Below are 14,257 nucleotides of genomic sequence, written 5' to 3'. Positions count from 1 at the left end.
GAAGTGGCTGATCAAATACATTTTTATTTACTATAAAGCAAGTTAATGAATTAATTTGTAGTTTTGTTCGTTATTGACAGGGGGAAATTATAAGAGCCTTAAACAGGGATCGAGAATTTAAATAATTTCTGGTTGAATTTAATATTAAAAATATTTTCACCAAGGGAAAGTTTTAATAATTTTATGTTTAGGGTAAATTAATATGGTGTCGTGTTTATTGATGTGTGCCTAATATATCATGTAACTATCTTTTAATATTGATGTAATGTAGGTGGTTGGAATAATAAATCTGACGTTCAAAAATAGCAAAATCCAGATATATGACTATAATAGAGGGTTGTATATATAAGAATTACAGTAGTTAATATATGAAAAGCTTAAATGAACGAGGGATAAGATGGAAGGTACTTTAATTATTTGTGTTGATTCGATTCTGAGATTTCGCTCAGATTACGATATGGCAATAGCTGTACCGATGTTATCAGTTCAGGAACAGCTAGGGAAAAATGATCCGTTCTTTTTCCTGAAATATTTCAGAAATAAAGTCATCATAGAAAAAGGAGTGACAATATCAAATATATTTCTCGCGATAGAACCGTGGCAGGCTATGTTGAGCGCTTGGTTGGAAATTGATATTGCCGCTTATATTGCAGAGATTAGAAAACCCTCACAAGAAGAGCTGATATTTGATTGGATCAGTATTCAGAGAATCACATCGGTTCATCGGGTATATCAGCGAAAAGATATGAAAGATAATGAAAAACTGTCTGAATATTTTAATCGTGAACATACGCCGACAAAATATTTTAATATTGAATCAGTTTGTATGGCATCGGGTTATAGAAAAGGAGATAAAGAGCATTACAGTATCAGTGAATATATCCATGAGATTAAAAATATTCCAGTCATTGCCAGTGACAGGCAAATATTAATTGGTTATGATGATAATAATACGGATATTTTGAATGATAAATGTTTTGGTATATATGATAATAGAAATATCAAATATATACAGGGAACAACCTCATTCGCGTTTCATGAATTAATGGAAGCTATTTTTAATGATGGCTTGTTTTATAATTCACCGCAGACAGCTTGCCATAGTTTAGAGATGATAAAAGAGATGTTAGAAATTATAGATCGCGGAAATATGAATGACGAAAAGGATAATAAAGAGCATATTAATCAACAAGAAAGTAATAGTAGAAATATTAATGGAGGTAATGATGATAGGGAATTAAATGTTGAATTTTATGATGGTGCTTTTGATCCACTGATAGAGCATATAGAAACAGAACGGGAATATTGGAATTATATAAAATTATTATGTCATTCGTATGGTCATTTGCCAGTAAGAATTGGCATGATTAATGAGGCTAAAGTTCCTGAATATCGCTTCTATAACAATATTATAGATGATGAAAGTTAGTTTTTGTGGATGAGCTATATTTCATCATCAAATGTTAAAGTGACAATGGATATTATATTTTTGTATCTGGTCTTATTTTATTGGCTAAGTTGTTTATTTTACTTTTTATTTTTAATTTATTGGGTTTTGCATATCTGTGACCAAGTGACATTGAATGATATAATTTACGTTTTAGCATTATGGAAGCAATGTTTTAGTGTTTTACTTTTTCATGTATTGTATTGGCGAAAATATGAAGTAATGTGAGTAAATCTGCGTTATCTTTTGCCGGAAATTTGAAAATATTTCAACTATCATCAATCCGGGCGTATAGCGTTTTAACATCGTGTTTAATAGGAAGGTAATAATGCCGAAATTAATTTATTACGTCGCTGCGACAATGGATGGTTATATTGCTGATAAAAACAATGGCCTGGATTGGTTATATGAGTTTGTGCTTGGGGATGATGCAACACCTTATGATGATTTTTATCGAGGTATTGGCGCAGTGATTATGGGAGCAAAAACATACGAATGGATAATGGCAAACTCACCGGGTGATTGGCCATACAAAAATGTTCCCGCCTTTGTTCTTTCTCATAGGGCGCTGTCAACGCCTGAAGGGTTGAATATCACTATAACCAATGAAACAGTAAGAGCTATTGCTGCCAGGGCGAAGGAAGTGGCTAATGATAAAGATGTCTGGTTAGTCGGGGGAGGTAAAACCGCTGCGTATTTTGCTGAGGCCGGTGAATTACAGCAAATATTCTTAACCACGATTCCGGTATTTTTAGGCGCGGGCGTTGAGGTTCTTCCTGTGAGTGAAAAAGTACATGTCACGTCTAAGACTCAACGTTTTTTACGTAGCGGCGCTATTGAAAGCTTGCTGGATGTTGATGTAATCCTACCCCGTAAATAAGATTGTTGCTGTCATGTTCATCTATCTTGTTTTCAGCTAAACAGGCTCAACGCTACAGTCAGATATATTGCCCACATTAATCGCGCCATATTGTTGGCACGAAAGTGGCGCGATTATCTGAATTGCGCCATAATCGCGCCAGTATTCTTACTGGGAGCTGTTGTTCGCTATGAGTTCAATGACCGATATTTATGAAACTTTGTGTGTTGCATCACAACCTATGTCCGTTTCGGATTTATTGGCGGAGTATCCCTCCGTTCCTAGAAGAACTGTTCAACGTTGGTTGGGGCGACTTGTTGAAGATAAGAAAGTACAGATATTGGGTGAAGGTCGAAGTCGCCGCTATGCTATCGCTACCGGGGAAACATCATATTCGGTAGCGGATAGATCGGATAATTTCCCGAGCTATATTCCACTGTCTGAGGATAGTAAGGATATTCTTCGTTATATTGATCAACCTCTCAAAGCGAAGACGCCTGTCGGTTATCAGCGAGAGTTTCTGGAATCATATGAGCCGAATGTCACTTATTATTTGTCGGTTCCAATTCGTAATCAGCTTTGGCGAATTGGAGATACGAAACAAATCTCACAGCCAGCAGGAACCTATGGTAGAGCTATCTTGGATCGTTTGCTCATTGATTTATCGTGGGCTTCAAGTTATTTGGAAGGAAATACTTACAGTCGATTGGATACGGTGAAGTTGATTGAATATGGAAAAGTTGCGGTAGGAAAAAATGCTATTGAAACCCAAATGATCCTAAACCATAAAGCCGCTATTGAATTACTTGTCGATGGTATTGAGGAACTTGATTTTAATCGGTATACCGTTCTCAATTTACACAGTACATTATCTGAAAATTTATTATCTAATCCTGTCTATGAAGGACGTATCCGTCAACATCAAGTTGAAATAGGAAAAAGTGTTTTCAGACCGTTAGCGGGTGAAGCCCATATCAGTGAAATTTTGGATTCGTTGCTTGGGAAAGCACGAGCTATATCAGATCCGTTTGAGCAATCCTTTTTTATGATGGTCCATTTGCCATATTTACAGCCTTTTGCTGATGTAAATAAGCGAACTTCCCGCCTGGCAGCTAATTTGCCGTTGATTCGTGCAAATCTATGTCCGTTAACTTTTGTCGATGTACCGGAAGAGGCATATAGCCGCGCAATGCTTGGTATTTATGAAATGACCCGAGTTGAATTACTAAGGGATCTTTATTTGTGGGCTTATGAGCGTTCTGCCCAAGAATATTTGGCTGTCACGCAGGGAATCACCGCACCAGATCCGCTAAGATTACAATATCGAAATGTGATTAAGCAGATTGTTTATCGGGTAGTTGCCGCGCCAGAGATGGATTCAATTGACGTTATAGATAAATTAATTTCCGATGAATTAAGTCAATCTGAGCATGACACATTAAAGGCATTGGTTATTGAAGAGCTACGGCGATTGCATGAAGGTGTGTTGGCAAGATATGGCCTCCGGCCTTCGCAATTTGAAAAATGGAAAGGAAAACACCGATAGTCTTTGTATTCATGCTATTGAATAGCTACATAACCATAAAAAATTTCCGGGTTAATTACGAGGTTATCTTAGATAAGCTATTAATTAGCTCTTTCGTTACGTTACCGCATTGGGATTTAAATTTATGCGGTTAGGACTAAAAATCGATTTGCGAAATAATAGTAATTGACATCGCTAAACACCCGTCAGTATTTTCATTCCACCTTGGCCTGACATCCTATACGCAGGGTTATCAGTGTAAATGAACCTTTGGTAAAATAGGTACAGCTTACATGTAATTATCTTTATTTATCAAACAGATAAATATAGGTTGGCTACCCGGTTAAGCTGTTCGTTGCACTAAGATGTCGCTTTTTACTTAGAAGTGGGCCAAAAATTCGTCTTTTTAGGTAATGAGGTTTTATACAGAATTATCCTAAAAAAACAGAAACTAGTATTTTTCTGATCTAAATTTTCGCATTATGTTCTAAAAATAGGTAAAACAGATGTTTAAGTAAGGATTTTAGATGGAAATGCCGATTTATTTTCAATACTGGGGTAAGGCGAAGCGAGTCTTAGAGGTTGATAGTGCAGATTATCATCTGCTTCCTTACCATTGCTTGGATGTTGCTGCGGTGGGAATGCAGTTACTCTCTTTAGAAAGATCGTTAACTAGAGATCTCGCTAATTTTTTAGCGTTATCTACGCAGCAGCTACAAAGCATGCTCTCTTTTATATTGGCTTTGCACGATATTGGTAAATTTGCATCTGCTTTTCAAAAATTACTTCCCGGTCTGGCAGTGGGTCTGCATCGACCAGATTGCCCTAAAGAGTCTGGTGGCCGTTATTTTTGCCATGATCGTATGGGGTTATATTTCTGGGAAAATATCAAAACGGAATTACTTAATAGACTGGTTAATATTGAAAGTGTCGAGCGAAGAGAACAGCGAGAGATGTTTGATACCCTAATGGTATTGATGGATTGTGTATTAGGGCATCACGGTCGGCCAATTGATAAAACAAACTATAAAGCGATTAAACGTTTTACTGAACCTCATAACCTTAATGCTGCCACACTTTTTGCACATCATTTGGTTGAATTATTTCAACCTGAGTTTCCCATTGAAAAATTACAATCCAAAGAGTGGCGACGGCGACTGGAACAAGTGAGTTGGCAGTTTGCGGGTATTGCAATATTGGCGGATTGGATTGGTTCTGATAATCATTATTTTACGTATCAATCTGAGCCTATGCCATTAGCTGATTATTGGAAACATGCTCAAGCAATGGCAAAAAAGGCGGTTATGGCGGCCAATTTAGGTAAGGAGCCGGTAGTTAAGCCGTTTATTTCCATCCAGGAATGTTATGGTTTTGCCGCAACACCATTGCAACAGTGGGCCGAGTCAATATCTGTAGATCATTCTCCTCAACTGTTTATTTTGGAAGATGTTACCGGGGCAGGGAAAACAGAAGCGGCGCTTGCGCTTACACATCGTTTGATGCAGGCAAAAGCCGCTGATGGTTTTTATTTTGGTTTGCCTACAATGGCATCTTCTAATGCAATATTTAGCCGAATTGCTAAACATTATCAGCAAATGCTGTCGATAGAAGATGACAGTAAACCAAATATCGTTTTAGCTCACGGTATGCGGGAGATGAATAATCAATTTCGTGAACCCGTTTTGGCATTAGGTCATCCAGATAGAAACTATGGTAAAACAGATATTCCCTCTTCAGCGCAGTGTAATCAATGGTTAGCGGACCCACGTAAGCAGGCGCTGTTGGCGCCTGTTGGAATCGGAGCAATTGATCAGGCTTTATTGGCTGTATTGCCAAGGCGTTATCAATCACTGAGATTATTTGGGCTTAATCGTAAAGTACTCATCGTTGATGAAGTCCATGCTGCTGATGAATTTATGTTTAATTTGCTGGAAAATTTATTAGCGCTGCATCTTTATCAGGGCGGTTCAGCCATTTTATTGACAGCAACATTGACCTTTAAACAGCGTCAACGTTTAACGGATATTTGGCTGAATGCCGGTGGACTAAGTTCTCAATTATTACAAAAAACGGATTTTCCTTTAGCAACAAAAATAAGTTTAAATGCTGTATCGCCTGTTATTGAACAACCGTTATCAAGCCGAAAAGATGTTAGCCGGGAAGTGAAAGTTGATTTCTTAAATAGCTTTAGTAGTTGTGTTGAAAAAGTATTAGCCGCCATTGTACAAGGGCAATGTGTCGTTTGGATAAGAAATACCGTTGATGATGCTATTGAAGCTTATCAGGCACTGCAAAGTTTGCTTACTGAACCTGAGCGCTGTCTATTATTTCATAGCCAGTTTATCTTGCAGCATCGGAAAGAGATTGAAAATCATGTTATGACTATTTTTGGTAAAAATAGTCAGGGTGAAATGCGGCGGGGCAAAGCATTAATCGCCACACAAATATTTCAGGAGAGTTTAGATACTGATGCCGATGTCATGATTTCAGATATCTGTCCTATTGATGATCTTATTCAGCGAGCCGGGCGTTTGCATCGCCACACCCGCGATAGCGATGGTATCTATCGATGGGGTATTAAAGATTCACGCTCTGCGCCAATATTGTTTGTTCACGCGCCTGAATGGCGGGAGCAACCTGGATCAGATTGGTTAAGCTATAATTTTCGTAACACGCAATGTGTTTATCGCTCGCCTGTCCGTCTGTGGTTAAGCATGCGCGTGTTGAGAAAATTAGGTGCTATACGTATGCCTACGGAAACTCGCCAATTAATTGAAGCGGTTTATGGTCATGCCTATGAGCAAGCGCCGGAAGTGTTAAAACACCAAGGGAATGAATTTATTGACGAGGAGCGAAGTCAGACAGCTAAAGCTAAATCTTTTTGGTTACAGTGGCAATTATATGGTTATTGTGATCGCAGTGCTGATCGTTGGTATGAAGATGATTCCGATATTAATGCTCGCTACAGTGATATTGAAACTGTTGAGGTGTTATTACTGAAAAAAAACGATTCAGGACAACTGGTGCCTTGGATAAATTCCGGCGAATTTTCAGTGTCGCTGAGTACGATTAAATTATCCAGAAATAAGTATGCAAATAAATTAGCGCCAATTCCAACAGAGTTAATACCCGCTCTCAATGCCTTGCAACAGAGATATTACCAAATTAGATATTTGCGGCCTTGGTTGCCAGAGCGAGATCCAAATTTTACTTATTCTTCAACAATAGGCTTTTGTGAAAGATAAAAGCAGGAGGTGTTATGAACTTAGTTCAGGACCCGTGGTTGCCCTTTCGATTACGTGATGGTAGTGAAAAAGTACTGCCCATTAATGCGATATGTGATCATGATGTTATGGACTTTGCTTTACCACGAGCTGATTTTCAAGGAGCGGCTTGCCAATTTGCTATTGGTTTATTACAAACCGTTTTTGCGCCGGAAGATAAATATCAATGGCATGCTTTATATGAAACACCACCTGATAAAAAGGTATTACAACACGCTTTTAATAAAGTGACACATGCTTTCAATGTTACCGGTATAGGGCCACTTTTTATGCAAGATTTTGATCCGCTGCAAACAGCAAAATCAACGACTGTAGCTGGATTATTAATTGAAGCGCCGGGAGCGAATGGTTTAAAACTTAATACGGATCATTTTGTTAAACGTGGCGTCGGAGATGTGATGTCTCTTGAAATGGCGGCTTTGGCGCTGTTTACCTTACAAATTAATGCGCCGTCGGGAGGAGTGGGGCATCGAGTAGGATTACGAGGCGGAGGGCCATTAACCACGTTAATGACGCCGCAACAAACGGATACAACATTATGGCAAAAACTGTGGTTAAACGTCATTAGTCGGAGTGAATGGCATTATTCAGAACCTGATTTAACCAGTGCTCAGGTTTTTCCCTGGCTAGCGCCAACAAAAGTGAGTGTTAATGAAGGGACAGAAATTTATGCTAAGGATGTGCATCCCTTACATATGTATTGGGCGATGCCGAGACGGATACGTCTGGTGGTGGAGAAGGGTGAAAATATTTGCAAAATTTCAGGTCAATATTCTGCATTCACCGTCTCTGAATATCGGACACAAAACTATGGCGGTAATTATTCCGGTAATTGGACCCATCCGTTAACGCCCTATAAATGGGATCTTAAAGAACCAACCCAACATTTATCGATTAAAGGCCAACCTGGAGGAGTGACGTATAAAATTTGGGATGCTTTAGTCTTTACCAGTCATGAGAGAGGGCAGCGTTGCGCGCCGGTCGTCAGCCATTTTTACTCTTTATGTTGTCATTTTGCTGAACTGCGAAGAGTCATGCCTCGTCTGTGGGTCTTTGGCTACGATATGGATAATATGAAAGCACGTTGTTGGTATTCTGTCACTGTGCCGTTGTTTTTTGTCTTACCTGAACAACAGGAAAAGATTCTATATCAAGTCAAAGAGCTGCAAAAATTGGCGACCAATATGATTTGGCTATGTCGGAATCAAATAAAAGCGGCTTGGTTTGAAAAGCCCGCGGATGTGAGAGGAGACATTTCCTTTATTGACCTGAATTTTTGGCAACAAAGTGAATCGCTGTTTTTTTCTGTGGTGTATCAACTTATCAATAATAGACGTTCGGATTCACCTTTTTTGACACCAGAGCAGGCTAAACATTGGCTTAATACCTTGCGTCATCTCTGTAGAAATTTATTCGATGAATATGTTGTTTTATCTGAATTGGGTAATGAACGTTCAATGGTAAAACGTATGAGAGCGCGTCAACAGTTAATTATCGGGCTATATGGACAGAGAGCTTTAAAAGAGATCAACACATTTATTACTAATCACCATATTCACTCTGGTAAAGAGGAAATGTAATGGACAGCAAGACCGAAATCATATTATTGCGTTGGTGGCAAAGTATGTTTATGTCACCGAAGCAGTTAAAAGAGAAAGGTATTATTCCAGCGCCTTCTACTTATAAAGCCCAGTTAAAGCGCTGTGAAAACGTTGAGATGGCCATGTTGACTGAAGGTTTTCGGGATTTGTGGTTCAGTTTGCCTGATGAAATTAGCTTATCAGAGAGTCCGGCAAAATTAGAATATTGGGCCACAATGGCGGCGGCATTAGTTTATGTTAAAAGCAACAGTGGTATTACATTGGCGGTAGCGGCGGGTAAGAAAGGAGGAGGAAATAAACCGGTTGTCAGTGAATTAAGATTCTCACAATTACAAAATGCTAAAACACCGAATGAATTACTACGTCGATTACGTCAAATTTTACAGAAAGTCAAAGGCAATATTTCTGTTTTGGCTCTAGCACGGGATATTGAGGAGTGGTTCGCTGAATATGGACAATTACAGCCATGTAAGGCGGATAAGCGTATTAAGGTGAAGTGGGTTATGGATTATTACCGTGCAGCTAGTGGTAAATCGGTTGATTTATCGGATTTTCATTAATTGAGTTTAGGATGATTATTATGAGTCAGTTTATTCAATTACACTTATTAACTTCCTATGCGCCATCTAATCTGAATCGTGATGATTTAGGCCGGCCTAAAACAGCGAGAATGGGCGGTTTTGAACGTTTACGCGTGAGTTCTCAAAGCTTAAAACGCCACTGGCGTACTTCTGAATTATTTGAACAGGTGCTATCAGAGAATATTGGTATTCGCACTAAGCGATTTGGCATTAAGGTATTTGACGCTTTGGTCAGTGCTGGCGTGAAAGAAAGATCCGCTAAGGCATTGGCTGCAACGATTGCCGGTGTTTTTGGAAAAACGAAAAAAGATGCTTTAGAAATTGAACAATTGGCACATATCAGCCCGGCAGAGCAACGATCTGTCATGTCGTTGATTGAGGTGTTGGCGAAAGAAAATCGGGCGCCGACAGCCGAAGAACTTCATTTATTAAAAACTAAGCAAACTGCGGTGGATATTGCTTTGTTTGGTCGGATGTTAGCTTCAAGTCCGGCATTTAACGTCGAGGCATCTTGTCAGGTCGCTCATGCTATTAGTGTGCATAGTGTGGTGATTGAAGATGATTATTTTACGGCGGTGGATGATTTAAATGATGGTAAGGAAGATACCGGGTCAGCCCATATCGGCGAATTGGGTTTTGCCGCCGCGCTGTTTTACAGTTATATCTGCATTAATAAAACGCAATTAATAAAAAATTTGGATGGCGATGAAACCCTGGCTAATAAAGCGATTAAAGCATTAACAGAAGCCGCTGTGAAAGTGTCGCCTACGGGTAAACAAAATAGTTTTGCTTCTCGTGCTTATGCCAGTTTTGCTCTCGCTGAGAAAGGCGAACAACAACCTCGTTCTTTATCCGTTGCATTTTTAAAACCTATTAATGACAGCGACCAGGGGCCATCGGCAATTAATGCCTTAGAAAGCCAGATGCACAATATTGATCAAGTTTACGGTACTTGTGCCGATGCCCGCTATAAATTCAACACATTCACAGGGGAAGGATCTTTAACCGAGCTGCTTGAATTTGTTGTGCGGTAATGGGGGCAGAATGAAAGCATATTTAGTCTTCCGATTATATGGCCCGATGGCAAGTTGGGGCCAACCTGCGGTTGGGGGGGAGAGGCCAACGGAATTGTATCCGGGTCGCTCCGCGATTTTGGGGTTATTAGGAGCAGCATTAGGTATTCGACGAGATGATGAGTCTGAATTAGCAAAATTACAAAAAAGTGTGTTAATTGCAATTAAGCAGACCGTTCCTGGCTCTTTAATGCGTGATTATCATACGACGCAGGTGCCGACTCACAATAGTAATGTGGTTCATCAGAACCGTAAAAGCGAATTAAGATCAGATAGACTGAATACCATTCTGTCTAATCGCGATTATCGTTGTGATGGTATTTGGATTGTTGCGATTACATTAACTGAACACACTGGTTTTACGCTTGAACAATTACGGGATGCTTTACTTAAACCCGTATTTATCTTGCATCTTGGACGTAAATCTTGCCCGCTTGCTTTACCTCTCTGCCCTAAACTCATTACGTCATCAGCATTAAAAACAGCGCTGGATATCCCTTTTCCACCGCTGATTCATTCTGATAGAGAGGATAGGTTATGGCTAGGGGCAAATGGGATTGTGACTTATTTTTGGGAGGGGAATAAAGATGAAATGAGCTCTTCAAATATCTTAATCAGCCATCCTTGGGATGAGCCGATTAACCGGGCGCGTTGGCAATTCCGGCAACGTACTATGTATCAACTTTCTATCGAGGAGGGTGTTGATGTATTTGTCTAAAATTGTGCTTCGGCAATCGAGTCAAACAGCAAATATATTAGCAAAACTGGGTGCGAATGGCGTTTATACTTCTCATCAATTGTTATGGAAATTGTTTTCAACAGACGAAAAACGTCAATTTCTATTTCGGGAAGAGAGTGGAATAATGGGACTCCCCGTATTCTATGTTTTATCTAAAACATCACCTCAAACTCAGTCACCATTGTTTGAGGTGGAAACGAAAGCGTTTTATCCTCAATTGCAGTCGGGGCAACGTTTAGCTTTCAAATTACGCGTTAATCCAACAATCTGTATTACCGACTCTTTTGGAAAACGTCGGCGTCATGATGTCTTGATGCATGCTAAGTTTATGGCAAGGCAGAAAGGTGAGACAAGGCAGGGGAAAATAAAAGCCATGATGGATGATGCCGCCCGTAATTGGTTGTTGAATAGCCGTCGTATGCAGCAATGGGGTATTCAGTTTGACGATTTACTGGATGTTGAAGGTTATACCCAGCATCGAAGTGTAAAAAAGCATGGGCAGAAAATACAATTTTCCAGTGTTGATTTCCAAGGACTTCTGACGGTGACTAACGGTGAGCTATATTTGGAACAGTATGCAAAAGGCTTTGGTCGCGCTAAAGCGATGGGATGCGGATTGATGTTAATCAGATCAGTGTAATGGAAATTTATTTTTGTCGGAGCGCGTAATGCAATATTCTTTGTTGTATCGGGATATTGATGTTAAAGGTGACGCATTCGCGGTTATTAAGTGTTTGTGTTACATTTCAAAAGCATGGTAAAAAGTGATATTGCTAATTAATATCATTCTGTAGAGTAGGGGGTAGTCGCTACTCTTGGAAATATGGATAAAATAATTACCGTGTTCCTCACATCTGTGGGGATGAACCTGAATTTTGGTATACATTTGAACCAGGCAGAATATGTTCCCTGTGTTTAATGGGATAAGCAGTTATAATCAATGATAGGATATCGTGTAGTGGATGTTCCTGACCGTTACCGGGGTGAACCAAACTCGATATATCTCGTCAAAGAGAGAATATAAGTGTTCCCTGCATTTGTAGGGATAAACCGCGGCATGAGTGGTGCTTTACTATTTTCGCTAAATGTTCCCTGTACTAACGGGGATGGACCTAGCAGCGCCCCAAATAACTATAGATCTAAAAATGTGTTCCCTGTATTGTCTAACGGGGATTAACCGTGTGAAAATGACGCTGATAACTGGCTTTCCTGATGCTCCCTGCCTCTATGGGGGGATAAACCGGACAGTAACAGTGATACGGTCGGTAGTAAGCGGTGTTCCTTGTATCTACGGGGGTGAACCGACTTGATACTGTTATTTTTGAGGTTTGGAAGCGTGTTCCCTGTGATTGACGGGGATAAACCGAACAGCTAGCGTATTTAGCTGGCAGAGATAGATTTGTTCCCCGTTTCTACGGGGATAAACCGCTAAATACAGAACTATCGCTATTTGTTACAATTTGATCCCCGTAATCTACGGGGATCAACCGTCATCTGGAAAGGTAATTGACATAGAAAGTCAGAGTTCCCTGAACTTATGGGGATAAACCGGATTCAGGTTTTATGATGATAGTTGAAGTAAAAATGCTCCCCGTTTTTACGGGGGAAAGAACAATTCACTGCCACTTTGGCCGCAATTTTCAGGCCGACGATAAATCTGCGGTTCGGGCATATCGATGGCAGTATTCGCTCGGTGATTTGACAGTGCTTTTTTCGGTATTAAGGTCAACGGCTTATTGAATTTTTGCACGTAAGAGAATGGCTCAGGATAACTAACGGAAATTTGTAATGAAGAAAAAGCGACTAAAAAAATTTCAGAAAAAACTTGAGACGTTGGGGTTAATTGAAAGTGATCCAGATGTGGTTGGTTATGTACTGTTTAACACACGTAATCGCCGATTTGTGATACTGGATGAATATGAATTGGGGAGGGTGGCTTACGCCGATGATATTGAAGAAGCTTATTTAGCAATGTCACGATTTGTCGCATTAATGGATATTGATTCTTTGCCGGAGCCAGACAAATTCGATATTGCTGTTATCCCTGTTATTGATAACCCTTTATTTGGGTTAATGCCTAAAAAAACAGATTAAAGTTAAATCCCTTTGTATTTTCATCAGACACCTCATCTATGCCATAAAACATGCGCATAAGTCTATGTAGATAGTGAGCATCATCAAGAGGTTCTAAACTGAACAATGGCATTTGGTTAAGATTTCATAAAAAAATTTGAACACAAAAATAATTGTATCAACAAAGTTGACACGCAACTGTTTTCTCATTTGCGTATATACAAATGGATATACATCATCATTATTATCGAGATGCATTAATGACTTATTCAATAATAAAAAAATGGGGTAATAGTCCGTCTGTACGACTTCCTGTAGCTATCATGAAAGCGGCGTTCTTGAACGTTGATGATACAGTTAATATTGCAGTCGAAGATGGTCGCATTGTCATTATTCCGGTAAAAGCGAAAGAATACTCTCTTGATGCACTGTTAGCCGGTATCACACCAGAAAACGTTCATGAAAAGGTAAATTTTGGCTCACCAGTTGGTAAGGAATTACTCTGATGGTTTCTCGTTTTATTCCTGATTGCGGTATTTAATCTGGCTTGATTTTGATCCGGAGGGGGACTTACAGGTAGGGCTGATCGCTTAATTACGCGATGCGATTGGTGTTCCCTGTACTGACGGGGATAAACCGCTAAATAACAGAATTATCACCATTTGTTACAATTTGTTCCCCGTTTTTACGGGGACATGATGCTGGTATTGTTGATTACGTTATTGATTATATTGCTGTTTCTCTCTCAGCTTTCAATAAACCTTTGGGACGGGGAGTTATGCCAAAGAAATTAGTTCCAGAAAAGCGCATTTTGTGGGACTAATTTTCACCTATGCATAGAGCGGTATAATTTCAATCTACGAATACATATCAAGAGATTGGCAAGAAGGACAATCTGTTATTCACGCTCAATAGAAATACATGGAAAACTCATTGGTGCATATACTCAATATACTTCAAAGTGCATGTTTGAAAAACGATTATGTTGTTGAATTTAAATGTTTTTATGTCTAACGGTTCAAGCATTTTGAAGTTCATTCGGTATATATTGAAAAGTATCACGGAATATATCCAA

At 39.5% G+C, this 14,257-nt stretch carries 12 protein-coding genes and 1 pseudogene; all 13 read left to right on the top strand.

Translation table 11 applies throughout. The annotated features are described in order from the left end of the window. Positions 1-397 precede the first annotated feature (397 nt). Positions 398-1,429 carry a hypothetical protein gene (locus tag BA1DRAFT_RS08650; protein WP_036778001.1) on the top strand — a complete coding sequence of 344 codons (1,032 nt, stop codon included), beginning with the start codon at positions 398-400 and terminating at the stop codon, positions 1,427-1,429. Between the two features lie 346 nt (positions 1,430-1,775). After that, on the top strand, positions 1,776-2,327 hold the full coding sequence (locus tag BA1DRAFT_RS08645; protein WP_036777999.1) for a dihydrofolate reductase family protein: 552 nt from the start codon (positions 1,776-1,778) through the stop codon (positions 2,325-2,327). A 169-nt stretch (positions 2,328-2,496) separates the two neighbouring features. Next, complete coding sequence (locus BA1DRAFT_RS08640; protein WP_036777998.1) at positions 2,497-3,852, top strand: Fic family protein; 1,356 nt, start codon at positions 2,497-2,499, stop codon at positions 3,850-3,852. A 506-nt stretch (positions 3,853-4,358) separates the two neighbouring features. Continuing rightward, positions 4,359-7,076: a CRISPR-associated helicase/endonuclease Cas3 gene (locus BA1DRAFT_RS08635; protein WP_036777996.1), complete on the top strand. Its 2,718-nt coding sequence runs from the start codon at positions 4,359-4,361 to the stop codon at positions 7,074-7,076. A 14-nt stretch (positions 7,077-7,090) separates the two neighbouring features. Further along, positions 7,091-8,695, top strand: a complete 1,605-nt coding sequence (gene casA, locus BA1DRAFT_RS08630; protein WP_036777994.1) for a type I-E CRISPR-associated protein Cse1/CasA — start codon at positions 7,091-7,093, stop codon at positions 8,693-8,695. After that, entirely contained in the window at positions 8,695-9,276 is a 582-nt protein-coding gene (gene casB / locus BA1DRAFT_RS08625) for a type I-E CRISPR-associated protein Cse2/CasB (protein ID WP_036777992.1), read from the top strand. Before casA ends, casB begins: the two co-directional genes overlap by 1 nt. 20 nt (positions 9,277-9,296) lie before the next feature. Then, positions 9,297-10,331, top strand: coding sequence for a type I-E CRISPR-associated protein Cas7/Cse4/CasC (cas7e, locus tag BA1DRAFT_RS08620; RefSeq protein ID WP_036777989.1), 1,035 nt, complete (start codon positions 9,297-9,299; stop codon positions 10,329-10,331). Positions 10,332-10,341: 10 nt separating this feature from the next. Then, complete coding sequence (cas5e, locus tag BA1DRAFT_RS08615) at positions 10,342-11,088, top strand: type I-E CRISPR-associated protein Cas5/CasD (protein WP_036777987.1); 747 nt, start codon at positions 10,342-10,344, stop codon at positions 11,086-11,088. After that, complete coding sequence (gene cas6e, locus BA1DRAFT_RS08610; protein WP_036777985.1) at positions 11,075-11,749, top strand: type I-E CRISPR-associated protein Cas6/Cse3/CasE; 675 nt, start codon at positions 11,075-11,077, stop codon at positions 11,747-11,749. Before cas5e ends, cas6e begins: the two co-directional genes overlap by 14 nt. 923 nt (positions 11,750-12,672) lie before the next feature. Further along, a complete protein-coding gene (locus tag BA1DRAFT_RS23520; RefSeq protein ID WP_160169997.1) occupies positions 12,673-12,849 on the top strand; it encodes a hypothetical protein in 177 nt (58 codons plus the stop codon). A 48-nt stretch (positions 12,850-12,897) separates the two neighbouring features. After that, the gene (locus tag BA1DRAFT_RS08605) at positions 12,898-13,203 is read left to right on the top strand and encodes a hypothetical protein (protein WP_036777983.1); all 306 of its coding nucleotides are present in this window, start codon (positions 12,898-12,900) and stop codon (positions 13,201-13,203) included. A 239-nt stretch (positions 13,204-13,442) separates the two neighbouring features. After that, positions 13,443-13,688 (top strand): AbrB/MazE/SpoVT family DNA-binding domain-containing protein, encoded by a 246-nt coding sequence (locus tag BA1DRAFT_RS08600; protein WP_036777980.1) that lies wholly within the window; start codon positions 13,443-13,445, stop codon positions 13,686-13,688. Positions 13,689-14,018: 330 nt separating this feature from the next. Next, positions 14,019-14,174: pseudogene (locus tag BA1DRAFT_RS21890) on the top strand (IS1 family transposase); the annotation flags it as partial. Between the last annotated feature and the right edge of the window lie 83 nt (positions 14,175-14,257).

The sequence above is a fragment of the Photorhabdus aegyptia genome, from assembly GCF_000612035.1.
In the GTDB taxonomy this organism is placed as follows: Bacteria; Pseudomonadota; Gammaproteobacteria; order Enterobacterales; family Enterobacteriaceae; genus Photorhabdus; species Photorhabdus akhurstii.
This window is presented reverse-complemented; position numbering and strand designations above follow the sequence as displayed.

Excerpts from the sequence above, each read along its gene's own strand:
- casB (WP_036777992.1), top strand. The coding sequence starts at position 8,695 with ATGGACAGCAAGACCGAAATCATATTATTGCGTTGGTGGCAAAGTATG.
- BA1DRAFT_RS08640 (WP_036777998.1), top strand. The coding sequence starts at position 2,497 with ATGAGTTCAATGACCGATATTTATGAAACTTTGTGTGTTGCATCACAA.
- BA1DRAFT_RS08645 (WP_036777999.1), top strand. The coding sequence starts at position 1,776 with ATGCCGAAATTAATTTATTACGTCGCTGCGACAATGGATGGTTATATT.
- cas7e (WP_036777989.1), top strand. The coding sequence starts at position 9,297 with ATGAGTCAGTTTATTCAATTACACTTATTAACTTCCTATGCGCCATCT.
- casA (WP_036777994.1), top strand. The coding sequence starts at position 7,091 with ATGAACTTAGTTCAGGACCCGTGGTTGCCCTTTCGATTACGTGATGGT.
- BA1DRAFT_RS08600 (WP_036777980.1), top strand. The coding sequence starts at position 13,443 with ATGACTTATTCAATAATAAAAAAATGGGGTAATAGTCCGTCTGTACGA.
- BA1DRAFT_RS23520 (WP_160169997.1), top strand. The coding sequence starts at position 12,673 with ATGATGATAGTTGAAGTAAAAATGCTCCCCGTTTTTACGGGGGAAAGA.
- cas5e (WP_036777987.1), top strand. The coding sequence starts at position 10,342 with ATGAAAGCATATTTAGTCTTCCGATTATATGGCCCGATGGCAAGTTGG.
- BA1DRAFT_RS08650 (WP_036778001.1), top strand. The coding sequence starts at position 398 with ATGGAAGGTACTTTAATTATTTGTGTTGATTCGATTCTGAGATTTCGC.
- BA1DRAFT_RS08605 (WP_036777983.1), top strand. The coding sequence starts at position 12,898 with ATGAAGAAAAAGCGACTAAAAAAATTTCAGAAAAAACTTGAGACGTTG.
- BA1DRAFT_RS08635 (WP_036777996.1), top strand. The coding sequence starts at position 4,359 with ATGGAAATGCCGATTTATTTTCAATACTGGGGTAAGGCGAAGCGAGTC.
- cas6e (WP_036777985.1), top strand. The coding sequence starts at position 11,075 with ATGTATTTGTCTAAAATTGTGCTTCGGCAATCGAGTCAAACAGCAAAT.